The following is a 23941-nucleotide window of genomic DNA, read 5'->3' on the forward strand; positions in this document are numbered from 1 at the left end:
TCGTTGGCCGGCGCGACCCGTCTCAGGCGGCGCGCGAAATCATCGGGCGCGCCTGCTTGCCCAGGTCGCTGCGATTGGTCGGGCCGGCGGCGCGGATGCGTTCGCGCAGCCTTTTCGGCAGGATCTCTCCGTCGGCGAGCGCGACGTCGATCAGTTCGACATCGACCACCTGGTTGTTTTCATAGGCCTCGACGCCGATGCGTTCGAGCGCGGTCACGGCCTCGTCGTCGACAGCGATCGCGGCACCGGCGATCGCCTCGTTCCAGTGTCCGTTGGTTCCGAACCAAACGGCTTCGCCGTCATGCAGGCGGTTGGCGGTCAAGATCTTCATGGCTGGGTCCCGATCATGTGCATTACGCGGCAAGCGCCGTCGCCGCGACCGCTGCGAGCGGCTGCGAGCGGTCGAAATTGGCGCCGGCGACGGCATCGCCGATAATCGTCATCACCGGTCCGGCCAGTTCGTCGCGTCGCTGAAGCGCGGGCAGGTCGGCGAGCGTGCCGTGCAAAAGCCGACGGCCGGGCAGGCTGGCGTTCTCGACCACCGCAACCGCGGTCTCCGGCGACAGTCCGGCCTCGATCAGGCGTCCGGCCACCTCCGCGGCCACCGAGCGGCCCATATAGACGGCGACCGTCGCCCCGCCGATGGCAAGCCGGGCCCAGTCCGGCAGGGTCGATCCCTTGAGGTCGTGGCCGGTGGTGAACACCATCGACGACGACACGCCGCGCAGCGTCAAGGGCAGTTCGAAATCGGCCGCGGCGGCGAAGGCGGCGGTCACGCCCGGCACGATCTCGTAGGCGATGCCGGCATCGCGCAGCGCCTGCATTTCCTCGCCGGCCCGGCCGAAGATCAGCGGGTCGCCGCTTTTCAGCCTGACGACGCGTTTGCCCGCCGCCGCCAGCTCGACCAGCAGCGCGTTGATCTCGCCCTGCGCCTTGGAATGGCAGCCCTTGCGCTTGCCGACCGCGATCCGCTCGGCGTCGCGGCGGCCCATCTCCACGATCGCCGTCGGCACCAGCGCGTCGAACAGGATCGCGTCGGCCTGCATCAACAGGCGCTGGGCGCGCAGCGTCAAAAGATCTTCCGCGCCCGGCCCGGCGCCGATCAGGGCGACATGGCCGCGCGTCGGCGCGTCCTGGCCAAGCAGGCGTTCGGCCGCTGCGCGCGCTTCCGAGATATGGCCGATCTCCATCAGCCGGGCCGGCTCGCCGTCGAAAAAGTCGGTCCAAAAGCGTCGCCTGGCGCTGCCGCGCGGCACGAGGTTCTCAACCGTATCGCGCAGCCCGGCCGCGAGCCGGGCCAGCGGTCCGAGCGCAGGCGAGAGCATCCGGTCGATCCGGGCACGAATGATCTGCGCCAGCACCGGGCCGGCGCCCTCGGTGCCGATCGCCACGGTAACCGGGGCGCGGTTGACGATTGCCGGCGTCAGGAAGTCGCAAAGCTGCGGCCGGTCGACGGCGTTGGCGGGAATGCTGCGCACCCGGGCGTCGGCGATCACGCGTGCGTCCTGCGCTTCCGCGCCGGTGGCGGCGAACACCAGCACGGCGCCGTCGATCTGCGCCGCCTCGTAGGGCGCGCGCAGCAACTCCGCGCCCCGCTTGGCGGCGAAGGCGGCGAGCGCCGGCGCGGGGGCGTCGGCGACGATGCGGATCGCGGTGTCGCATTGCGCGATCAGCCGGGCCTTGGCGAGCGCTTCCTCGCCGCCGCCGACGATCACGACGGTCCTGTCCTTGACCCGCATGAAAACGGGAAAAGCGTTCAATGTGCCGGCATGCGCAGCCATTGCGGCCAATCTCCTTTGCATGGCCGGTATTGTCGGTGCGGCGACGCCGGATCAGAAGAAATGGGCTCGCGTGCGCAGCCAGGGCGCGCAATCGCTTTTTCACGGCCGGTACCGGCCACGGAATAAAATTCTCTCAGTCCGGCCCGTCACCGCCCTATCGGGAACGCAGTGCTTCGCGATACGTTGTTTTCGGCTGGCACCGATTGCGATCGCGACCTTTTCGGACGGCGGTTCGGCCGGGCATGCCGGAGACCACGAAATAGGAGATATCGATGACCCTCACGAAACTGCAACGCGGAACCTGGGTGCTGGTCGCCGACGGCGAGAAGGCGTTGTTCTTGCGCAATGAGGGCACGGCCTTCGAGCCGGCGCTGGTGGTGGTCGACGAGGCCCGCCAGGACAATCCGGCTACCCGCGACCAGGGCACGGACCGGCCGGGACGCTTCAATGACGGGCCGAATCGGCATCGCAGCGCGGTCGCCGACACCGATTGGCACCGTATCGCCAAGGACCGCTTTGCCGACGATATCGCGGACAAGCTTTACCGGCTGGCACAGAAGGACGCGTTCAAGCGGATCGTCCTGGTCGCGCAGCCGCACGTGCTGGGCGAAATCCGCAAGAGCTTGCACAAGGACGTCAGCGCCCGCGTCACGGCGGAGGTGGCCAAAACGCTTACCAACCACGCGCTCGACGACATCGAGAAGGTGCTGATGGAGGACTGAACGGCTACCCGGCGAGGAAATCGCGCAACAGCGCGATTTCGCGCTCGCTTGCCAGGGTCGGGGCGTGGCCGCAATCGGCGAAGGTGACGAGTTCGGGCGCCGGACCGCGCCGGGTCATCGTCTCGGCCACCTCCGGCGACAGCACGTCGGAGGCTTCGCCGCGCAGAAGCAGGGTCTTGGCGGTGACCGCGTCGTATTTGTCCCACACGTCGAGGTCGCCCTTGTGCAGGGTGAACTGGGTGACGATCGCCGGGTCGTAATGCACGGTCACCTTGCCGTCGTCGGTGCGGCGCATCGAGGTATCGGCCATGCGCCGCCAGAAGGCGTCCGTGTTGCGGCCGAAGGGGGCGTAGTTGGTCCGCAGCCAGGCCTCGAGCTCGCCGACCGTGTCGTAGACCGGCGGGTTGCCGACATAGGAGACGATCCGGCCGCTGCCGGCCTGCGGAATGTCGGGGCCGATATCGTTGATGACCAGGTGGCTCATGCGTTCCTTCAACGCTCCGGCCGCCAGCGTCACGCCGATCAGCCCGCCCATCGACGTGCCGACCCAGCGCAGCCTGTCGATTTGGTAGTGGTCGAGCATGGCAAGCGCGGTCTCGCCGAAGCTCTTGTAGGAATAATCGGCGCCGCCCGGCCGCGACCAGCTCGACAGCCCGCGCCCGAGCGTGTCGGGACAGAGCACGAAATAGCTGTCGCTCAGCGCTTCGGCGGCCTCGTCGAAATCGCGGCCCGTGCGGGCCAGCCCGTGCCACATGACGAGCGCCGGCCGGTCGGGGTCGCCCCATTCGCTCACATGCAGTTCGTGGCCGCCGGCGGCGACATAGGTCGAGCGGGGGCTGGTCATCGATGGTGTCCCTTTTTCATGAGGGTTCCCGCGATCCCGGCGGGGAAGAAATAGACGAGCAGGATGAAGAGCAGTCCGAGCCACAAGAGCCAGCGGTCCGGATTGAGCAGATCCGGCAAGAGCGGCACGCCGGCCGTCGCCTCGGCCGCGATCTCCATCACATCCTTCAGGTAGAACTGCGCCAGGCTCATCAGGACGACGCCGATCAGCGCCCCGACCAGCGTGCCCATGCCGCCGATGACGACCATCAACAGGATGTCGATCATGATCGCGAACGACAGCACCACTTCCGGGCCGACATATTTCAGCCACACCGCCCGCAGCACGCCGGCCAGCGCGGCGATCACCGCCGAGATGCAGAAGATCGCCGTGCGGTAGCTGACGACGCGATAGCCGATCGCCTCGGCGCGCAATTCGTTCTCGCGGACCGCCTGCAGCACGGTGCCCATCGGCGAGGCGACGATGCGCATCATCGCCAGAAACAGCACCAGGCAGCCCAGGAAAACGAAATAATAGGCAGCGATCTTGCCGTTCAGCGGCACGTCGAACAGCCTGAGCACCTTGCCGTCGGCGTCGGTGACGAGCTTGAAGGCCGGCGAGAACAGGCGCGGGACCTGATAGGTGAAACCGTCCTCGCCGCCGGTGAAGTCGGAGAGCTGGTTGGCGAGCACCATCATCACCGAGGCCGCGGCCAGCGTCACCATGGCGAAAAAGATCGCCTTGACCCGGAGCGACAGCAGCCCGATCAGCACCGCCAGCACCAGGGCGGCGGCGACGCCGAGCCCGCCGCCGATCATGATCGCGTCGAAACCGGGCCCCCAGGCCTTCAGCATCATCGCCGTGCCGTAGGCGCCGAGCCCGAAAAACATCGTGTGGGCGAAGGAGACGATGCCGGTATAGCCGATCAGGAGATCGTAGCTGGCGACCAGCACGATGAACACGCAGATGCGCGCGGCGACTTCCTGGGCGCGCACGTCGGGAAACAGGAACGGCGCGAAGGCGAGGCAGAGCGCGATCGCCAGCGCGACGGCGTAGACGATCAGCCGGCCGGCCGGCACGCGGCGGCGGGTGTCGGGGATCGCGGACGGGGATGTGATCGACTGGTCGGACATCGCGCTTATCCCTTGATCGCCGGCTTGAGGCCGAACGGACGCCACAGAAGGATGATCATCATCAAAAGCATGTTGGAGGCGAGCGACAGTTTGGGAAACAGGAAGGCGACGTAATTGGCCAGGAGCCCGACCAGGATGGCGCCGAGCAGCGAGCCCTCGATCGAGCCCAGCCCGCCGATGATGACGACGATGAACACCAAAATCATCAGTTCGCCGCCCAGCGCCGGCGTGATCAGCCCCTGATAGCCGGCCCACATCGCGCCGCCCATCGCCGCCAGCGCCGAGCCGGCCATGAACACGCCGATGAACAGCCGGTCGATGCGGAAACCGAGCGCCTCGACCATCTCGCGGTTTTCCACGCCGGCCCGGATCAACAGGCCGATGCGGGTCCGGTTGAGCGCGAAATGCATCGCCACATAGACGGCGAGCCCGAGCAGGAAGGCGAAGATGCGATAGATCTCGATGGCCACGTCGCCGATGATCAGCGAGCCCTCGAGCACTTTCGGGCGCGGCACGGCCACCGGCGCCCCGCCCCAGATCGCCAGCAGCAATTGCTCGGCCACGATCAGCGCGCCGATGGTGATCAGGATCTGGCGCAGATGGTCCTTGTAGACCGGCTTGACGATGACGCGCTCGAAGAACCAGCCGGCCGCCGCGCCGAAGGCGGTGGCCGCCGCCACCGCCAGCAGCAGCGCGGCGATGTTGAGGATGGCGCTGTCGCCGGCCACCCAGCCGGCCAGCGCGGCCAGCGTGGAGGCGGCGATGAAGGCGCCGAAGGAGACGAAGGCCGAATGGCCGAAATTCAACACGTCCATCAGCCCGAAGATCAGCGACAGGCCCGACGCCATCAGGAAGATCATCATGCCCATCGCGAGCCCCGCAACCGTCAGCGTCACCCAGGTCGACGGCACGCCGATCAGCGCGAAGGCGAGCGCGGCGATGGCGACCGGTAGCAGGTAGACGCCGCCGAACCGGTTCAGATGTGAGGAAATCTCGGTCATGATCGTCCTAGTGTTGCGCGTCCAGGCTGAGCGACAGGAGTTTCGTTTGCAGGCCCTCGTCGGCGGCGAGCGCGGCCATGTCGCCGTCATGCACGATGCGGCCGTCGTCGATCACCGTCACGCCGCGCCCCAGCGCGCGGGCGAACAGAAAATTCTGCTCGACCAGCAGGATGGTGGTGTCGGCGGCGATCTCGCGGAAAGCGGCGATCATCGCCCGGATGATGGCCGGCGCCAGGCCCTTGGTCGGCTCGTCGATCAGGATCATCGCCCGCTTCTCGATGATCGCGCGCGAGATCGCCAGCATCTGCTTCTGGCCGCCCGACAGCGCGAAGGCCTGTTTGGTCCAGAATTTCTCCATCGCCGGAAACAGCGCGAAGACCCGGTCGAGCCGGTCCTTGTCGAACTGGCCCGAACCGGTCGCGAGCCGCATGTTCTCCTCGACCGTCAGCCCGCCGAAAATGCCCATGTTCTCCGGCACGTAGGCGATGCCGAGGCGCGCGATGTCGGGCGTCGGCAGGGCGGTGATGTCGTGATGGCGAAATACGATCGCGCCCTTGCGCGCGCGCCACAGCCCCATGATGGTGCGCAGCGTCGTCGTCTTGCCGGCGCCGTTGCGGCCCAGGAGCACGTGCACGCCGCCTTCCGGGACGTCGAAGGAGACGCCGTGCAGAATATGATACTGGCCGATATCGGTGTGCACGTCGTCGAGGCGCAGGATGGCATCGCTCATCAGGCGACCTCCTCTTCGTCGTCGGCGCCGACGCCCAGATAGATCTCGCGCACCACCGGCAGCGTCATCACCGTGTCCGGCGCGCCGTCGGCGACCAGCTCGCCGTTGTGAAGCACGACGATGCGGTCGGCGAGCGCGCGCACCACGTCCATCTTGTGCTCCACCAGAAGCACCGTCTTCGCCGCGTCCTTCTTGATCTCGGCAATCAGGTCGAGGATCGCCGGCGCCTCGTCGACCGACATGCCGGCGGTCGGTTCGTCGAACATGTAGATGTCGGGCTGCATGGCGATCAGCATCGCCACCTCGAGCTTGCGCTGGTCGCCATGCGGCAGGGCGGCTGCCGGATAATGTGCGACGCCGGCGAGCCGCGCGCTCTCCAGATGCCGCGCGGCTTCGTCGCGGATATCGTCAAGGCGCGCCGCCCGGCGGAAGATGCTCGCTCCAGCGCCCTGGCGCGCCTGCACCGCCAGGCGGACATTTTCCAGCACGGAGAGCTGCGGAAACAGGTTGGTGAGCTGGAAGGCGCGGCCGATCCCGGCCTTGGCGCGCGCCGACGGCGACAGCGCGGTGATGTCGCGCCCGTCCTTGAAGACACGGCCGGCTGTGGGTCGAAGCTGGCCGGAAACCAGGTTGAACCATGTCGTCTTGCCGGCGCCGTTGGGGCCGACGATCACCGTCAGCTCGCCGGGACGAAAGGCGCAGCTCACGCCGTCGACGGCGGCGTGGCCGCCGAACCGGATCGTCAGGTCTTCGGTGCGCAGGGAAAAACGGTCAGACATCGGCAAGGGGTCCTGACGTCAAGCGTGTGGGCCGCCCGGTCGGGGAAGGAGGAGGGACGCGGGCAGGTCGTGGTCGCCATGCCCGCATCCCGGCTGTCGGTGCCGCTCCCCGTTCGCGGGGAGCGCAAAACCGTCACTCCTGGTTGTTGCGGCCGATCGGAATGTTCATTTCCTCCGGCTTGATCTCGCGCACCAGTTCCGGGATCGCCCAGTCGACGGCATCGTCGACCTTGATCTTGAAATGATACATGGACTGCAGCGCCTGATGGTCTTCGGGACGGAAGGTCATCAGGCCCTTGGGCGTGTCCCAGCTCATGCCTTCCATGGTGGCGATCAGCGTTTCGGTCTCCCAGTCCTCTGCCGTCTCCAGGGCCTTGGCGATGGCGAGCGCGGCCACCATGCCGCCGGCGGTGAAGAAGTCCGGAGGCGCGTCGAAGCGCTTCTTGTGTTCGGCGACCAGCCAGTCGTTGATCGCGTTGTCCGGGTTTTCGTAATAATAATAGATCGCGCCTTCCATGCCGGGCACGCGCTTGTAGGTCGGCAGCACCGGCAGGATGTGGCCGCCGGTCGAAATCTCGATGCCGTAGCGCGACGGATCGGCCGACACCAGCGCTCCCATCGGATCGCCCGAGCCGGCGACGTAGATCAGCACCACCTTGCGCCCGTCCTTGTCCTTGAGCGCGTTGAACAGCCGTTCGATGGTGGCGGTGTAGTCGGTGGTCTTCAGCGGCACGTATTCCTCCGCCACCACGGTCGCACCGGTGCCGTCGAGCGCCGTCTTGAAGGCGGCGATGCCGTCCTTGCCGAACGCGTAGTCCTCGGCGAGCGTCGCCACGAACAGCGTCTCGTCGGGTTTCAGCGCCAGCGCCTGGGCCTGCATGTCCATCGACGAGTTCCGCGAGGTCTTGAACACGTAGCGGTTGGAGTCCGGGCCGGTCAGCGAATCGGCGACCGCCGGCTCGACGAGCAGGAGGCGCTCATATTCGGCCGCGATCGGCAGCATGGCGGTGGTCACGCCCGAGGAGGTGCCGCCGACGGCGATCAGAACCTCGTCGTCGCCATAGGCCTCGGCCAGCACCGAGCGGGCGACGTCCGGTTTGAACTGGGTGTCCTTTTCGATCACCTCGATCTTGCGGCCCTTGATCTCCATCGTGCCGTTGGTGGCGTATTCGAGACCGAGAGTGAAGCCGTTGGTGGTCTGTTTGGAAAACGCCTCGAGCGGCGATCCCGACAGGCCGTGCACGAGCGCGATCTTGACCGGGTCTTCCTGGGCGGGCGCGCTGGCCACGCCGACCACGGCCAGCGCCGTGGCGAGGGATAAGGCGGACAGTATTTTTTTCATCGGGGTTCCTCCTATGGATTCGGGATGTGTCGGCAGCCGGTTGGGGCGCCATGACGGGTCGGTGGCGTGCGCGGCGAGGCCGTCGTCACGGTGGCGGACGGGATATTCGATGCAGCGGCGGAAACACGACAATCCGCCGCCGGCGCGGTGCCGCGCGTCGACGCGGTCCGGTCCGGGCGCGTCCGAGCGCTTCTGACCAGCCGGATGGCCAGGTTCATGCCGGTTTTCCTCCCAAGTGCGCGCGAAAAACGGCCCGATGCCATTCTAGTGTTGCGCAGCCGCGCGCCTTGGTACTATCCGACTGGCCGGGATTTGGTGCAATATCGTACAAATACGCATGATCGATCGCGAAGACACGCTGCGGGAATTGGCCTTCGAGCACGCGCCGGTGGGGATCGTGTTGACCGAAAACCGCGTCATCCGCGCCTGCAACGTCACCTTCGCCGCCATGTTCGGCTATGGCCGGGGCGAGTTGGTCGACCAGTCCTTCGCCATCCTCTACCCCTCTTTCGAGGAGTTCGTGCGCATTCGCGATGTCGGCGTCGAGCCGCTCAGGGCGACCAATCGCTATTCCGACGAGCGCATCATGGCGCGCAAGGATTCCTCCTTGTTCTGGTGTCGCGTGCGCGGCCATTCCTTCACCCGCGACGAACCGCTGGCGCGCGCGGTCTGGACCTTCGCCGACCTGTCGGCCTCGCGCCCCGTCACCCGGCTGACGACGCGCGAACGCCAGATCGTCATGCATCTGGGCGAGGGTCGCACCAGCAAGGACATCGCTCGGCTGTTGTCGCTTTCGCCGCGCACGGTCGAGGCGCATCGCGCCCGGTTGTTGAAGAAATACCACGCCGCCAACGTGGCCGAACTGCTCGCCGGCCTGAGCGGCATGCCGCACTGAACGCCGCCCCGCCGGCAGACGCGCTGCGGAGCAAGCGCGAAAGCGCCGCGCCGGGTCAGCGGCCCAGGATGATGTCGACGATCGAGCGCGGCGCGTCCTCTGGCGACGCCCCGAGCCCGGCTTTCGGCCGCGGGATCGACGCCGTGCTGGTTCGTTCCACCGCGGCTGCGCCGGGGTCGTCTCGTTTGGTGGCCACGGGCAGCGCCGGCCGCGGCGCCTGATCGGGCGCGGGTGCGCGCCGCCAGCCGGCGCCGGGAAGCACCTTGACCGGCACGCCGCGATGCGCGGCTTCCATGAACTCGCGCCAGGCCAGCACCGGCAGGGTGCCGCCGGTGACGTTTTTGGTCGGCGTGCCGTCGTCGTTGCCGAACCAAACGCCGGTGGTCAGATTGGCCGTGTAGCCGATGAACCAGGCGTCGCGCGCCTTCTGGCTGGTGCCGGTCTTGCCCGCGGCCGGCCAGCCGAAAGTGGCCTTGCGTGCGGTTCCCGAACGCACCGTCTCGGCCATCATCGCGTTCATCATCGCCACGATGTCGGGTTTGAGCACGCGCGGCACCGTGCCTGGCCTGTGCTCGTAAAGCACCTTGCCGCCGACAGTGCGCACGCGGCGCACGATATGGACTTGCGGGCGATAGCCGCCATTGGCGAACGGCACGTAGGCGGCGGTGATTTCCAGCGGCGTGACTTCCGACGTGCCGAGCGCGATCGAGGTGTTGGCGGAAAGCTGCGATTCCACGCCGAGCCGGTGGGCGGCTTCCACCACGGCGCGCGGCCCGACCTCCATGGCAAGCTGCGCGGCGACCGAGTTCAGCGATTTCGCCAGTGCCGTCGTCAGGCTCACCTGCCCGTAATATTTGCCCTTGTAGTTGTCCGGCGCCCATTTTCCGATCCGCACCGGCGCGTCGTTGCGCGTGCTTTCGGGGGTGCGGCCCTGCTCCAGCGCGGCCAGAAAGACGAACGGCTTGAAGGCCGAGCCCGGCTGGCGGCGCGCCTCGGAGGCGCGGTCGAACTGGCTGTTGGCGTAATCGTAGCCGCCGACCATGGCGCGCACCGCGCCGGTGCCGTCGATCGACACCAGCGCGCCTTGGCTGACCCGGAGCGTTTCGCCGTTTTCGCCGATCAGGCGCCGGATCGAGCCTTCGGCGAGTTTCTGCAGCGTGAGGTCGACCGTCGTTTCCACGACCACGTCGGCGCGCACGTCGCCGATCAGGCCGGGCAGCTCTTCCATGACCCGGTCGGCCACGTAGTGCTCCGCGCCCGACCAGTAGGCGGCCGCCCGCGTCGCCGGCGCGCTCATCGCCGTCGTCATTTCGCGGCCGTTGATCATGCCCTGTTCGTTCATCGCCGAAAGCACGATCTGCGCGCGCGCCTCGGCCGCCTTGGGATCGCGCGCCGGCGAAAGCCGCGACGGCGCCTTCAGCAGGCCGGCCAGAAGGGCGGCTTCCGACAGGGTGACCTGGCGCGCCGATTTGCCGAAATAGCGCCGCGAGGCGGCCTCGACACCATAGGAGCCGGAGCCGAAATAGACCCGGTTGAGATACATTTCCAGGATCTGCGCCTTGGTGTGGCGCTGTTCCAGCCACAGCGCCAAAAGCACTTCCTGGACCTTGCGCTCGATGGTGCGGTCGGGTTCCAGAAACAGGTTCTTGGCGAGCTGCTGGGTCAGCGTGGATCCGCCCTGGACGAGCCGTCCGTGCACCAGATTGGCCAGCATGGCGCGCGCCAGCCCGATCGGGTCGACGCCGAAATGGGAGTAAAAGCGCCGGTCCTCGATCGCGATCACCGCCTGCGGGATATAGGGCGACATTTCGTGCAGTCCGACGGCCTCGCCGCCGGTCATGCCGCGATTGGCGATCAGTTCGTCCTTGACCGACAGGATCTTGACGTTGGGCGGCCGGTCGGGGATCGACCAGGTCGTGGCGCTGGGAAGCCGCGCGCCGTAAAAGGCGATCAGACCGACACCGGCGATGCCGATCCAGATCGAGATCACCAGCGACCAGTAGGCACCGCCGCGCAGCAGCGAAAACAGCGCGCCGCGCCGCCGCCGCCGCGCCCTGCCGGCCGCCGGCTTGCGCCGGGCGGTGGATTTGGACGGAGTGGATTTTTTCGGCCGCGGCCCCGGTTTCTTGGCCGCCTTGCTGCCGCGCGTCCCGGAACCGGACGTGCCGGATCTGGCCTTCGTCTCGCCGAAGGTCGGCTCGATCCGTTTGGAGGTCTTCGTTCTGGCCATAAGATGTCCGCGCCGCCCGGTCCCTCGGGCGTTGGGCGGAAAAGTAGGACGCGCGGTTTAAGGCCGGGTTAAGCGGGCGCGGCGGGCGGGCCTGTGTCCGCCGCACCCGCCCGCCGCGATAGACTCAGCTATGGGCGAAAATATCGGCCTCCGGCCAGCCCATCAGGTCGAGCCTGGCCCGTGTCGGCAGGAAGGCGAAACAGGCCTCGGCCTCCCGGGTCCGGGCCTCGCGCTCCAGACGCTCGGCCAGAACCGCGCGCAGCCGATGCAGATAGAGCACGTCGGAGGCGGCGTATTCGAGCTGCTCTGCCGTCAGCGTCTCGGCCGCCCAGTCCGAGCTCTGCTGCGCCTTCGACAGCGACACGCCGAGCAGTTCAAAACATATGTCCTTCAGCCCGTGGCGATCGGTATAGGTGCGGGTCAGCCGCGAGGCGATCTTGGTGCAGAACACCGGTTGCGGCATCGCGCCGAGCGCGTGCGACAGCACCGCCAGGTCGAAGCGCGCATAGTGGAAGATCTTGGTGATCTTGCGGTTTTTCAGCAGGCTGACCAGATTCGGCGCCTTTTTCTGCCCCTTGTCGATCTGGATCACGTCGGCGCTGCCGTCGCCCGGCGACAATTGCACCACGCACAGCCGGTCGCGATGCGGGTTGAGGCCCAGCGTCTCGGTGTCGATGGCGATCGCGTCGACATCGTAGTCGGACAGGTCGGCAAGGTCGTTGCGGTGAAAACGGATGGTCATGATGGTCTCCGGCGCTTCAGCGGGCGAGGGCGTCGAGAATCCGCGCCCAGGAGCGCTGGCCGCCGTGGAACGAGGACATCTCGTATTTCTCGTTCGGCGAATGCACGCGGTCGTCCGGCAGGCCGAAGCCGACCAGCAGCGAGTCCATGCCCAGCATCTTCTGGAAATCGCCGACGATCGGGATCGAGCCGCCCATGGCGATCATCACCGCCTCGTTCGGCCATTCCTCCGACAGCGCGGTCTTGGCCTTTTGCAGAAGCGGCGAATCGTAGGGCAGGTGGATCGCGGGCGAGGAGCCGTGCTCGGTGAATTCCACCGAACAGTCGGCGGGGATGCGGGCGCGCACGAAATCGCGGAACGCGGCGCGGATCTTGGCCGGGTCTTGGCTGTGGACGAGCCGGAAGGACACTTTGGCCGAGGCTTCGGCCGCGATCACGGTCTTGAAGCCCTCGCCCTCGTAACCGCCGGAAATGCCGTTGACCTCGGCCGTCGGCCGCGCCCAGGTCAGTTCGAGCACCGAGCGGCCCTTTTCGCCGGCCGGGATCGACAGGCCGATATCCGACAGGAACGTGTCGGCGCCGCGGCCGAGCTTTTCCCAGGTCGCGCGCACGTCGGCGGGCGTTTCCTCCACCCCGTCGTAAAAGCCGGGAATGGTGACGCGGCCGGTGTCGTCGTGCAGATCGGCCAGAATTTTGGACAGGATGTGGATCGGGTTGGCCGCCGCGCCGCCATAGAGGCCGGAATGAAGGTCGCGGTCGGCCGCCCTGACCGTGATCTCGTCGCCGACCAGGCCGCGCAGGGCGGTGGAGATCGCCGGGGTCTCGACGTCCCACATGCCGGTGTCGCACACCAGTGCGAAATCGGCCTTCAGCTCCGCTTGATTGGCCGTCAAAAAGGGTTTCAGCGACGGCGAGCCGGACTCCTCCTCGCCCTCGAACAGGATCGTCACCTTGCACGGCAGGCCGCCAGTGGCGGACTTCCAGGCCCGGCATGCCTCCACGAAGGTCATCAACTGGCCCTTGTCGTCGGCGGCGCCGCGCCCGGTGATGATCTTGCGGCCGGTCTCGCCGGTCTTGACCGCGGGGGCGAACGGGTCGTCGTGCCACAGATCCAGCGGGTCGACCGGCTGCACGTCGTAATGGCCGTAAAACAACACGTGCGGCGCATCCGCGCTGGCGCCGTCATGATGGGCGACCACCATAGGATGGCCGGCCGTATCCCGCACAGAGGCCTGAAAGCCGAACGATTCCATATCTTTGGCCAGCCAGTCCGCCGCCTGGCGGCAATCCTTCTTATAGGCCGGGTCGGTGGAGATCGAGCGGATGCGCAGCAGCTCGAAAAGCCGCGACAGGCTGTTGTCGAGATCGGCGTCGATGGCGCCGAGGACGGAATCGAGATTGGACATCGGTTTTCCCTGGATACGCGTTCGCCGCGCAACCTAGAGCGTTTCCAGGCGAAGTGGAAGCCGGTTCGCCGTTCGGAAACGCGTCAAAACAATAAGTTAGAGCCGGTCTGCGATTCCGCGAAAAGCAGAACGGTTCTGGTCCGGTGAAATCGATGGGGGAAGACCGCGCGACGAAAGAAAACGGCCACCGTGGTGGAGGGGGGAACCACGGTGGCCTGTTGCGTGCGGCAGCCCGGAGAGGGGGGATGCGGCTGCCGCAGTGTCCGGCGAGGCGGGGGACGGGCCTTTGACCGAACTCGGCAAAAACTGCCGATGGTCTGAAGATGGTTTTTGAAAATGGCGATTCAAGGGCACAAAGATTACAAGTCTGTAACAAACCCGTGAAAGCGCCCGAAGGGCGAGGCCGATGGCAGCAGCTTGTTTGCCGCGCGTCTTTCACATGGATTTCGCGGTCCGCCCGCGCTATCCCTTCTCGCCATGAAAAAAGGCGATCATCTGTTCCTTGTCGACGGCTCCGGTTATATTTTTCGGGCCTACCACGCTTTGCCGCCGCTGACGCGCAAATCCGACGGTCTGCCGGTCGGCGCGGTGTCGGGCTTTTGCAACATGCTTTGGAAGCTGATGCAAAGCGCCCGCGACACCTCCGTCGGCGTGACCCCGAGCCATTTCGCGGTGATTTTCGATCATTCGGCGAAAACCTTCCGCAGCGAGCTCTATCCCGAATACAAGGCCAACCGCTCGGAGCCGCCGGAGGATCTGGTGCCGCAATTCGGCCTGATCCGCCAGGCTACGAAGGCGTTCGACCTGCCCTGCATCGAGATGGAGGGGTTCGAGGCCGACGATCTGATCGCCACCTATGCCCGGCTCGCCCGCGAGGCCGGCGGCGACGCCACCATCATTTCCTCCGACAAGGACCTGATGCAGCTCGTCGGCGACAAGGTGACGATGTACGACCCGATGAAGGACCGGGAGATCCGCGTTCCCGAAGTGGTCGAGAAATGGGGCGTGCCGCCCGAAAAGATGATCGACCTGCAGGCGCTGACCGGCGATTCGGTCGACAACGTCCCGGGCGTTCCGGGGATCGGGCCGAAGACCGCGGCGCAGTTGCTGGAAGAATACGGCGATCTCGACACGCTTTTGGAGCGGGCCTCCGAGATCAAGCAGAACAAGCGCCGCGAATCGATCATCGCCAATGCCGACAAGGCCCGGATATCGCGCGACCTGGTGCGCCTGCGCGACGACGTGCCGGTCGGCGAGGCGCTCGACGAGCTGGTTCTGCAGCCGCCCGACGGGCCCAGGCTGATCGCCTTCCTGAAGGCGCTGGAATTTACCACGCTGACGCGCCGGGTCGCGGAGGCCACGGGCACCGACGCGGCCGAGGTGGAGCCGGCGGCGGTCGAGGTGGATGCGGCCGGGCGCGCGCGCGGCCCGGACCTCGACGCGGGCGACGGCCCGGCGGAAGCCGGTGACGGCCGGCAGGATTCGGGCGCCGACGATCCGACCCCCGCCGCGCTCGCCGCCAGGCGGGCCGAGGCGGCCGCCGCCGAACCGATCGACCGCTCCGCCTATGTCGTCATTCGCGACATGGAGACCTTGCGGGATTGGATCGCGGAGGCGCGGGAGGCCGGCATTGTCGGGTTCGACACCGAAACCACCTCGCTCGATCCGATGCAGGCCGAGCTGGTCGGCTTTTCGCTCGCGACCGCGCCCGGACGGGCGGCCTATGTGCCGGTCGGCCACAAACAGGGTGCGGGCGACCTTCTGGGCGGCGGGCTGGCCGAGGGTCAGATTCCGGTCGACGAGGCGCTGCAGGCGATCGGCGGGCTGTTGACCGACCCGGCCGTGCTCAAGATCGGCCAGAACATCAAATATGACTGGCTGCTGCTCTACCAGCACGGCATCGCCATGGCACCGGTCGACGACACGATGCTGATTTCCTACGTCCTCGACGCCGGCAAGGGCGGCCAGGGCATGGACGCGCTGTCGGAACGCTGGCTCGGCCACGTGCCGATCCCCTACAAGGAGGTGGCCGGTTCCGGGCGCAACGCCGTCACCTTCGACCTGGTCGACATCGACAAGGCGACCGCCTATGCCGCCGAGGATGCCGACATCACCTTGAGACTGTGGCGCGTCTTGAAGCCGCGCCTGGCGACCGATGGGCTGGTCAGCGTCTACGAGCGCCTCGAGCGCCCGCTGATCGACGTCATCGGCCGCATGGAAGCGCGCGGCATTTCCGTCGACCGCCAGATCCTGTCGCGTCTTTCCGGCGAGTTCTCGCAGGCGGCCGCCGGCGTCGAGGAAGAGATCTACGAGCTTGCCGGCGAACGCTTCAACATCGCCTCGCCCAAGCAGCTCGGCGACATATTGTTCGGCAAGATGGGACTGGAGGGCGCGCGCAAGACCGCCACCGGCCAATGGTCGACCTCGGCCCAGATCCTGGAGGATCTGGCCGCGGAGGGGCACGAACTGCCGCGCAAGATCGTCGGCTGGCGTCAGCTCACCAAGCTGAAATCGACCTATACCGACGCGCTGCCCGGCTTCATCAACCCCGAGACCAAGCGCGTCCACACCTCCTACGCGCTCGCCTCGACCTCGACCGGGCGGCTGTCGTCCTCGGATCCGAACCTGCAGAACATCCCGATCCGCACCGTCGAGGGCCGCAAGATCCGCACCGCCTTCATCGCCGAACCCGGCCGCAAGCTGATCTCGGCCGACTACAGCCAGATCGAGCTGCGGGTGCTGGCCCATATCGCCGACATTCCCCAGCTCCGGCAGGCCTTCGCCGACGGGATCGACATTCACGCCATGACCGCGTCGGAAATGTTCGGTGTGCCGGTCGAGGGCATGCCCGCCGAGGTGCGCAGGCGCGCCAAGGCGATCAATTTCGGCATCATCTACGGCATCTCCGCCTTCGGGCTGGCAAACCAGCTCTCCATCCCGCGCGAGGAGGCGAGCAGCTATATCAAGAAATATTTCGAGCGCTTCCCCGGCATTCGCGACTATATGGACAAGACCAAGGCACAGGTTCGCGAAAACGGCTATGTCGAGACCATCTTCGGCCGGCGCGCGCATTATCCCGAAATCCGCTCTCCCAACCCGCACCAGCGCTCTTTCAACGAACGCGCGGCCATCAACGCGCCGATCCAGGGCTCGGCCGCCGACATCATTCGCCGCGCGATGGTACGCATGGAAAAGGCGCTGGCAGATGCCGGCCTCGACAGCGTGCAGATGCTGTTGCAGGTGCATGACGAGTTGATTTTCGAGGCGCCGCGCGACGAGGTCGAGGCCGCGATTCCGGTCATCCGCGACATCATGGAAAACGCGGCCATGCCGGCGGTTTCGATGGCGGTGCCGCTGCATGTCGATGCGCGCGCGGCCGACAATTGGGACGAGGCGCATTAATTGGACGGTTTTCTGCCGGTCTCGGCCGGAAAGTTGCTGTCGTTCTCGCTGGCCTCGTTCCTGATCGAGCTCACGCCCGGCCCCAACATGACCTATCTGGCGCTGGTCGCCGCGCAGGAGGGGCGGCGGCCGGGTTACGCCACGGTCGCCGGCGTCTCGCTCGGACTGGCGGTTATCGGCTTTGCCGCCGCCTTCGGCGTTGCCGAGATCGTCCAGGCCTCTCCCTTGCTCTATGAGGCGCTGCGTTGGGCCGGTGTGGCGTTCCTGCTCTACCTGGCCTGGGACGGCTGGCGTGGCGGCGTCGACGTTGTCGCCGAGACGGTGCGGCCCGCCGCCAGGGAAAAATATTTCGCCCGCGGCCTGATCACCAACCTGCTCAACCCCAAGGCGGCCGTGTTCTACGTCGCCGTCTTGCCGACCTTCCTGGAGGCGGGGCATCCGCCCCTGGCGCAAACGCTGACATTGACGACGACCTATGTTGTTGTGGCAACGCTCGTGCATGTGCTGATCGTGACGCTGGCCGGCGCGCTCGAGCCATTGCTCAACAATGCGCGGCGCGAACGCCTGGCACGTCGGGTCCTGTCGGGGATGCTGGCGCTGGTCGCCTTGTGGTTCGGCTGGTCGACTGCGCGCTAGCGCGTTTGCAGGCGACGTGGAAACCGGTTCGCCGATCGCTAAACGTCTTAAAATAACAAGGTGGAGCCGGTCTGCGGCGCCGTGAGGGGCGGAACGGCGCTAGCCGGCATTGCCGCGCAGGCGTTCGTCGGGTTCGGCCGCGGCACAGGCCGCGCACAGGCCGCGAAACTCGATCACGGCCTTGTTCGGCCGGAAGCCGCTTTCGGCCACCCAGCTTTCCAGCCGCTTGCCGACCACCGGGTCGGCGAACTCGGCCACCTGGCCGCATTTCTCGCAGATCGCGAAAGCGGTGATGCCGTGCAAATGGGCATGGTCGCCGGTGCAGGCGACGAAGGAATTGAGGCTTTCGAGACGGTGCACGAGCCCGTCCTTCATCAGCCGGTCGAGCGCACGATAGACCTGCAGCGGGGCGCGAAAGCCGTCGTCGCGCAAAAGATCGAGCAGCGCGTAGGCACTGAGCGGCCCTGCCGCGCCCTCGAGCTTTTCGAGAACGAGTGCCTGGTTGCGGGTAAGCTCTGCCTTGGCGTTCATCTCATATCCTGCCGTATGGCCCACTTTGTGCGCCAGCCGCGCCTCGGGTGCAAGTCGCAGGCGTGCCGCGCCCGCGACTTGCATGCCGATCGCCGTTGCTCTTCCCGGAAAGATCCGGCCCGTGCGACCGTCGGCCGGGCGTCCCGTCAGCCGGCGGCCGGTGCTTTCTGCACGGCCGCGATGGCGTCTGCGAGGCCGGAAAGATCGTCGACGACCGCGTCGGCGCCGAGCGTTTCCAGCGCCTGTCTGGCATACCCGCCGCGCACCAGCACGCAGGGCAGGCCGGCGGCGCGCGCCGCCTCGGCATCGACGGCGCTGTCGCCGACCATCACCGCCGTGTCCGCCGTGGCGCCGATCGCGTCCAAGGCGGCAAACAGCATGTCGGGCGCCGGCTTGCTCGCCAGGCCCGGCCGGCTGCCGACCACGGCGCCGAATGCCTGTGACAGGCCGAAATGATCGAGGATCGCCTCCGTCGCGTCCTGCGGCTTGTTGGTGACGACGGCGAGCGCGGCGCCCCTGGCGCGTAGCTGCGCGAGGGCGGCCGCCGTGCCGGCCATCAGCGTGGTCCGCGCGGTCAGGCCGTCGCGATAGGCCGCCATCATGGCGTCGGTGGCTGCGGCCCTGCCGGCGGCGTCGAGCGGCCGGCCGCGTGCCTCGAAGGCGCGTTGCACCAGCTTGGCGACGCCGTTGCCCACCATGCCGCGCACCGCGGCGACATCGAGCGGCTGCGTGCCGTGTGCGGCCAGCACCGTATTCACCGCGGCGGCGAGGTCGGCCACCGAATCGATCAGCGTGCCGTCGAGATCGAACAGTACGGCAACACTGCCGGCTGGCTTGCCGTTGTGCCTCACGCGGCGTCCTTCCACTTGATCGAGCAGCCGATCGAGGCGATCTGCTCGCGCGGGCCCTCGCCGGTGCGGGCGACCTGCAGCATGGCTTCGTAGAGGTCGCGGCGCAGGTCGGCCGGTCCCTCTTCGCGCCGCGAGGCGTCCAGCCGGCCGCGATATTGCAGTTTCAGGTCGGCGTTGAAGCCGAAGAAATCCGGCGTGCAGGCCGCGCCATAGGCACGCGCGACCGATTGGTCCTCGTCGTGCAGATAGGGAAAGGAAAACCGGTGCTTTTCGGCGAAGCGCTTCATGTTCTCGAACGAATCGTCGGGATGGCTCGTGGCGTCGTTGGAGTTGATGGCGACGAAGCCGATGCCGTTGTCGCGCAGGTCGCTGGCATCGCGCACGATGCGTCCGATCACCGCCTTCACGTAGGGGCAATGGTTGCAGATGAAGGCCACCACCAGACCGCCAGGCCCGGCCAGGTCGGAAAGTTGATGCTTGTTGCCGTCCGTTCCCGGCAGGATCGCATCGACGGCCGGCCAGCCGAATTCGCAAACGGGGGGTATCGCAGCCATGTGGCACTCTCCTCAGCCGGGTCGGGGCGCGTCCGGGCGCGGTCGCGTCATATCCGTTGTCGCGTTGCGGCCCGTCCCCGTGCGCGACCCGGCCGCCAGTTCGGGTGGATCATGCCCCAGGCGGGCGCGTCCTGTCACGCCGCCTTGGCAAGCGCGGCGTCGGCGGCGGTGCGGATGGCGTCGATATTGTCGCGATAGGCGGCCTGGGTGCCGCCCTTGAACACCGCCGAGCCGGCGACCAGCACGGTGGCGCCGGCCGCCGCCACCAGCGGCGCCGTTTGCGGCGTCACGCCGCCATCGACCTCGATATCGATCGGCCGGTCGCCGATCATCGCCTTGATCCGACGGATCTTTTCGACCACGGCCGGGATGAAGGCCTGGCCGCCGAACCCGGGATTGACGGTCATCAAAAGGATGAGGTCGAGCCGGTCGAGCACATATTCGATCACGCTTTCCGGCGTCGACGGGTTGAGCGAGACGCCCGCCTTCTTGCCGAGCGCCTTGATGGCCTGCAGCGACCGGTCGAGATGCGGGCCCGCCTCGGCGTGGACGGTGATGATGTCGCAGCCCGCCTCGGCGAAGGCGGCCAGATAGGCGTCTGCGGGCGCGATCATCAAATGGCAGTCGAACACCTTGTCGGTGCGCGCGCGCACCGCCTTGATGACAGGCGGTCCGAAGGTGATGTTGGGCACGAAATGGCCGTCCATCACGTCGAGATGGATCCAGTCGGCACCGGCTGCGGCGACGGCTTCCACCTCTTCGCCGAGCCGCGCAAAATCGGCGGACAGCACCGAGGGGGCAATGATCGACTTCATCGGCATGACGCGGAATCCTTTCGTGCGGCCGCTGCAACGGTGCGAACCGGATTGCAGCGGCGCGCGCTCCGTGTCAACACGGCCGGCGCGGTCGGAGGTGCGTCATCCCCGGCAGCGGCCCGTTCTTGCGGGTTTTGCTTGTTCTTGGGCGCAGCTTGAGTAGTTTTCCAAAAACGGCCCTATTGTTGGGCGACCTCTGTGGGCGAGGGACTGGGCTTGGGAGAAGTTTGATGAAGCGGATATTGCATCGCGCAACGCTGCTTGCCGCCGGCACGGCGGCCTTGGTGGCCGTGTTCACGGCCGGCATCGGCCAGGCGCTGGCGCGCACCAACTATGCCATGGTCGTCGGCGTGACGGCCTATCCGAACCTGCCGAAGCGAAACTGGCTGGTCGGGCCGCGCAACGACGCGCTTCTGGTGCGCGACTTCCTGACCACCCAGGCGCATGTGCCCTTCGAGCCGCAAAACGTGTTCGTGCTGGCCGACGACGTCGAGGGCGGCAGGGAGCCGACGCTTGCCGGCATTTTGGGATCGCTCGACGAGATCGCCGAAAAGGCCGGCCCCGACGATTTCGTCTATCTGCAGTTTTCCGGCCACGGGTTTCAGCAGACGGCGGCCGACCCGAGCACGGAGACCGACGGGCTCGACGAGATCTTCCTGCCCAAGGACACCGGTCGCTGGGTCGACCGGGCCAAGGGCATGCCCAACGCGCTGGTCGACGACGAGGTCGGCAAGGCGCTGACCAAGATTCGCGCCAAGGGCGCCTTCGTCTGGGTGGTGTTCGACGCCTGTCATTCCGGCACCGCCACCCGCGCCGCGCCCGGAGACGACGTGCAGGAGCGCAAGATCGATCCCGAGGCGGTCGGGATGCCGGCCGAAATCCTGATCCCGGCGGACGGCGCGCGCAGCCTGTCGGGCGAGGCGGCCGCGGCCGCGCCGATGGAGATCGACACGGCGCCGTCCGAGACGGCCGAGATGGGCGGCATGGTCGCCTTCTTCGCCGCGCAGACCGACGAGACCACGCCCGAAATGCCGCTGCCGCGCGGGGCGAAGGGCGCGCCGAAATACGGGCTGTTCACCCACACGCTGTTTTCGCAGCTCGGCGCCAATCCCAATGTCAGTTACCGCCAGCTCGCCCAGGGCATCCTGCAGCATTATGCGGCCATCAACCGGTCTTCGACGACGCCGCTTTTCGAAGGCGACCTCGACGCGCCGGTGTTCGGCACCGAACTCGACGACTTCATTCCGCAGTGGCCGATCGCGATCGGCGAACGCGGCGTGGAGATACCGGCCGGGCGCATCCACGGTCTGAGCGAGGGCGCGCGGCTGGCGATCCTCGACAAGCCGGGCGCGAGCGAGGAGGAGGCGATCGGCTACCTTGAGGTGACGTCGCTCGACACGTTCAAGAGCCGGCTTGTCATCGCCGGCCCGGACGACGCGGCCGAAACCGCCGACACCAGCGACATGACGGCGACCGCCGAACCCGCCGACGAGACCGGACGTGCCCTGATCGGGACCGTTTCCGAAATTCCCGAAAACGCCTTCGCGCGGCTGGTCGAGACCCAGTTCGATTTCGTGCTCAGGGTCGCCCGTCCCGGTCCTTCGGACGAATTCCCCGATGCGGTCGCCGGCGTCAATGCGCTGCTCGACGCGGTCGCCGGCGACGACACGCGGCAGATGAGCGTCGAACTCGTCGATCCCGGCCAGCCGGCCGATCTGAGGCTGGCCGTGTTTTCGGAGGCGAGCCTGCCGGACGCGGCTTTCGACGCCAGCGCCGCACCCGGCCTGTGGTTCCTGCCCGAGGCCGGCACGATGACGCTGGAGGACGGCCGGCGTCCGCCCTCGATCATCATGCAAAGCGGCGACGACGACGCCGTCGGCGAGGCCCTGGCCTTTTATCTGTCGCGCATCTATCGCGCGACCAATCTCGCCCGCATCAGCGAGGGCTCCGACTACGGCCCCGACGAGGTGACGGTCGATTTCACCCTGCAGCGCATGGCGAGCGGCAAGGAGGAACTGATCAGCGCGACGGCCGCCCCGCGTGCCGTGCCGCAGGATCGCGTGCGGGTGACGGCGACCAACAACACCGACAATCTGGTCGATCTGAACATTCTCTACATCGGCAGCGACTATTCCATCACCCACATGGCCAAGGAGCGGCTGCAGCCGTCGGCGACCTATGACGAGGTGTTTTTGGAATTCACCGACGAGAGTTTCGGTCGCGAGACCATGGTCGCCATTTTCACCGAGGCGTTCGACGGCAGTCAGACCGAGGATCTCGGCTTCCTGGCCCAGGACGGCCTGAAACAGACCATGCGCGGCGGCGCCGCCTCGATCGCCGACGCGATCCGGGCGATGGGCATGGGCGGTGCGACCCGCGCGGCCAAGGCGGTCGGCGGCACGCAAAGCCGCAAGGCGAGAGGGTCGGTCCGCTTCTTCCCGGTGCTGACCGTGCCCAAGGGATGAGGCGATGCTTGCCGCGATGATGGACAAGAGGTCGAACCGGACTGGCGCAGGACGCGTCGTGCCGCGCCTGCGGCCGGCCGCGGCGCTGCTTGCCGGGCTTTTCGCGGTCGCGCCCGCGCCGGCGGCCGAGCCGTGCGGCCTGTGCGCGGTGGCCGTCGCGATCAACCCGCCGCTGGCGCAATGCCTGCTCGACCGCTACGCCACGCTCGCCACCAGCGGCAATGGCGTGATCGCCGTCGACCTGAGCGATTGCGAAACCGAGCGCGGCATCGTCGAGGCACTGCCCGCCGTCGGCGGCGAACCGGACGAGCCGGACCTGAAATTCATCTTGTCGCGTCCCCAGCTCGATTGCCTGAAGAGCCGCCTCGAAGAGCCCGGCCTGGTGCGCGATCCCGTCACGCGGATCGATCTGGGCACGTGCGGATGAGCGAGGCCGGAGGGGACGGCGCGGGCCGCAAGAAGCGCAGGAAACTGCCGGAAACGGTGACCGGCTTTCCCGACGTGCCGGCGCATGAGCTGAAGGAGGAGCCCAATCCCTTCAACGATCCCGACTGGCGCATGCTGGGCTACGCCTGGACCGGCTTCGCGCTGCGTATCGTTCTGGTGCTCGCGGCGATCTTTTCGGTCTATCAATATATGCAGGCGCGTGAGGAAAAGCGCATCGAGCGCACGCTGCAGCTGGTCGAACTGTGGGAACGGTCCGAATATCAGGAGGCACAGCGCGCGCTCAAGCAGCGGCTGAGTGCGTTGAACGAAAAACATGCCGGTCTGCTCGGCAAGAGCCCGAGCGAAGCCGAGATCGCCATCTATTACGAGCGCATCGGCCTGGAGGCGATGAAGCCGGAGGGCGGGGCGATGCCGGTCGAGGACTTCCGCGAGGCTTTCGACCGGCTGGTCTATTTTCTCAACCGGCTGTCGTTCTGCGTCGAGGGCAATCTGTGCTCGCAGGCGGTCGCCGATGCCTATTTCTTCGATTTCGCCAAGTCGTTCTGGGGTTATTTCGGCGGCTTCGTGGCCGAACAGCGCAGGCGCGGCGCGCCGAATTTCGCCAGCGCCATCGAGGATTACGTGACGGCCAAACGATAGGGGGGCTCGCGGTGAGGG

22 protein-coding genes are annotated in these 23941 nt (G+C 67.1%); 7 read left to right on the forward strand and 15 right to left on the reverse strand.

What is annotated here, in order from left to right; translation table 11 throughout:
* Positions 1–22 precede the first annotated feature (22 nt).
* Together EP380_RS17510 and cysG are read right to left on the reverse strand one after the other, a co-directional pair.
* A complete protein-coding gene (locus EP380_RS17510; protein WP_106570443.1) occupies positions 23–331 on the reverse strand; it encodes a DUF2849 domain-containing protein in 309 nt (102 codons plus the stop codon).
* Positions 332–353: 22 nt separating this feature from the next.
* A complete protein-coding gene (gene cysG / locus EP380_RS17515) occupies positions 354–1781 on the reverse strand; it encodes a siroheme synthase CysG (RefSeq protein ID WP_127599672.1) in 1428 nt (475 codons plus the stop codon).
* Between the two features lie 272 nt (positions 1782–2053).
* On the opposite strand from cysG, the gene EP380_RS17520 reads away from it, so the two are divergent.
* On the forward strand, positions 2054–2503 hold the full coding sequence (locus EP380_RS17520) for a baeRF12 domain-containing protein (RefSeq protein ID WP_127599674.1): 450 nt from the start codon (positions 2054–2056) through the stop codon (positions 2501–2503).
* A 4-nt stretch (positions 2504–2507) separates the two neighbouring features.
* Here EP380_RS17520 and EP380_RS17525 read toward each other — a convergent pair whose 3' ends face one another.
* The 6 genes from EP380_RS17525 to EP380_RS17550 all read right to left on the reverse strand — a co-directional run bounded on the left by EP380_RS17525 (position 2508) and on the right by EP380_RS17550 (position 8311).
* Positions 2508–3347: an alpha/beta fold hydrolase gene (locus EP380_RS17525; protein ID WP_127599676.1), complete on the reverse strand. Its 840-nt coding sequence runs from the start codon at positions 3345–3347 to the stop codon at positions 2508–2510.
* Complete coding sequence (locus EP380_RS17530; RefSeq protein ID WP_127599678.1) at positions 3344–4459, reverse strand: branched-chain amino acid ABC transporter permease; 1116 nt, start codon at positions 4457–4459, stop codon at positions 3344–3346. Before EP380_RS17530 ends, EP380_RS17525 begins: the two co-directional genes overlap by 4 nt.
* Before the next feature lie 5 nt (positions 4460–4464).
* Entirely contained in the window at positions 4465–5460 is a 996-nt protein-coding gene (locus EP380_RS17535; RefSeq protein WP_127599681.1) for a branched-chain amino acid ABC transporter permease, read from the reverse strand.
* A 7-nt stretch (positions 5461–5467) separates the two neighbouring features.
* Positions 5468–6190 (reverse strand): ABC transporter ATP-binding protein, encoded by a 723-nt coding sequence (locus EP380_RS17540; RefSeq protein WP_127599683.1) that lies wholly within the window; start codon positions 6188–6190, stop codon positions 5468–5470.
* A complete protein-coding gene (locus EP380_RS17545) occupies positions 6190–6969 on the reverse strand; it encodes an ABC transporter ATP-binding protein (RefSeq protein ID WP_127599685.1) in 780 nt (259 codons plus the stop codon). Before EP380_RS17545 ends, EP380_RS17540 begins: the two co-directional genes overlap by 1 nt.
* Positions 6970–7102: 133 nt before the next feature.
* Positions 7103–8311, reverse strand: a complete 1209-nt coding sequence (locus tag EP380_RS17550) for a substrate-binding domain-containing protein (protein ID WP_127599687.1) — start codon at positions 8309–8311, stop codon at positions 7103–7105.
* A 337-nt stretch (positions 8312–8648) separates the two neighbouring features.
* Here EP380_RS17550 and EP380_RS17555 point away from each other — a divergent pair, with 337 nt between their 5' ends.
* A complete protein-coding gene (locus EP380_RS17555; protein WP_106570452.1) occupies positions 8649–9206 on the forward strand; it encodes a LuxR C-terminal-related transcriptional regulator in 558 nt (185 codons plus the stop codon).
* 55 nt (positions 9207–9261) lie between these two features.
* Here the strand turns inward: EP380_RS17555 and EP380_RS17560 are convergent, their stop codons facing one another.
* The 3 genes from EP380_RS17560 to EP380_RS17570 form a co-directional block, all read right to left on the reverse strand.
* Positions 9262–11436, reverse strand: coding sequence for a transglycosylase domain-containing protein (locus EP380_RS17560; RefSeq protein WP_127599689.1), 2175 nt, complete (start codon positions 11434–11436; stop codon positions 9262–9264).
* 124 nt (positions 11437–11560) lie between these two features.
* Complete coding sequence (locus EP380_RS17565; RefSeq protein WP_106570454.1) at positions 11561–12178, reverse strand: ribonuclease D; 618 nt, start codon at positions 12176–12178, stop codon at positions 11561–11563.
* Between the two features lie 16 nt (positions 12179–12194).
* Positions 12195–13583 carry a dipeptidase gene (locus EP380_RS17570; RefSeq protein WP_127599691.1) on the reverse strand — a complete coding sequence of 463 codons (1389 nt, stop codon included), beginning with the start codon at positions 13581–13583 and terminating at the stop codon, positions 12195–12197.
* Positions 13584–14060: 477 nt separating this feature from the next.
* Between EP380_RS17570 and polA the strand changes: the two genes are divergently transcribed.
* Positions 14061–16985 (forward strand): DNA polymerase I, encoded by a 2925-nt coding sequence (polA, locus tag EP380_RS17575; protein ID WP_127599693.1) that lies wholly within the window; start codon positions 14061–14063, stop codon positions 16983–16985.
* Positions 16986–17621, forward strand: a complete 636-nt coding sequence (locus tag EP380_RS17580) for a LysE family translocator (protein ID WP_127599695.1) — start codon at positions 16986–16988, stop codon at positions 17619–17621. It begins immediately after the preceding gene.
* A 99-nt stretch (positions 17622–17720) separates the two neighbouring features.
* On the opposite strand, the gene EP380_RS17585 is transcribed toward EP380_RS17580, so the two are convergent.
* The 4 genes from EP380_RS17585 to rpe form a co-directional block, all read right to left on the reverse strand.
* Positions 17721–18152, reverse strand: coding sequence for a Fur family transcriptional regulator (locus EP380_RS17585; protein ID WP_106570458.1), 432 nt, complete (start codon positions 18150–18152; stop codon positions 17721–17723).
* Positions 18153–18298: 146 nt separating this feature from the next.
* On the reverse strand, positions 18299–19003 hold the full coding sequence (locus tag EP380_RS17590; protein WP_127599697.1) for an HAD-IA family hydrolase: 705 nt from the start codon (positions 19001–19003) through the stop codon (positions 18299–18301).
* Entirely contained in the window at positions 19000–19557 is a 558-nt protein-coding gene (locus EP380_RS17595; RefSeq protein WP_106570460.1) for a thioredoxin family protein, read from the reverse strand. Before EP380_RS17595 ends, EP380_RS17590 begins: the two co-directional genes overlap by 4 nt.
* A gap of 134 nt (positions 19558–19691) precedes the next feature.
* Complete coding sequence (gene rpe / locus EP380_RS17600) at positions 19692–20378, reverse strand: ribulose-phosphate 3-epimerase (protein WP_127599699.1); 687 nt, start codon at positions 20376–20378, stop codon at positions 19692–19694.
* Positions 20379–20602: 224 nt separating this feature from the next.
* On the opposite strand from rpe, the gene EP380_RS17605 reads away from it, so the two are divergent.
* The 3 genes from EP380_RS17605 to EP380_RS17615 are packed head-to-tail and all read left to right on the forward strand — an operon-like array spanning position 20603 to position 23923.
* On the forward strand, positions 20603–22837 hold the full coding sequence (locus EP380_RS17605) for a caspase family protein (protein WP_127599701.1): 2235 nt from the start codon (positions 20603–20605) through the stop codon (positions 22835–22837).
* Between the two features lie 4 nt (positions 22838–22841).
* Positions 22842–23264 (forward strand): hypothetical protein, encoded by a 423-nt coding sequence (locus EP380_RS17610; protein ID WP_238719910.1) that lies wholly within the window; start codon positions 22842–22844, stop codon positions 23262–23264.
* Positions 23261–23923 carry a DUF4760 domain-containing protein gene (locus EP380_RS17615; protein WP_127599703.1) on the forward strand — a complete coding sequence of 221 codons (663 nt, stop codon included), beginning with the start codon at positions 23261–23263 and terminating at the stop codon, positions 23921–23923. The genes EP380_RS17610 and EP380_RS17615 overlap by 4 nt, the downstream gene beginning before the upstream one ends.
* The last annotated feature ends 18 nt before the right edge of the window (positions 23924–23941 follow it).

Origin of the sequence: Nitratireductor alexandrii, assembly GCF_004000215.1 — a bacterium.
GTDB classification, from domain to species: domain Bacteria; phylum Pseudomonadota; class Alphaproteobacteria; order Rhizobiales; family Rhizobiaceae; genus Mangrovimarina; species Mangrovimarina alexandrii.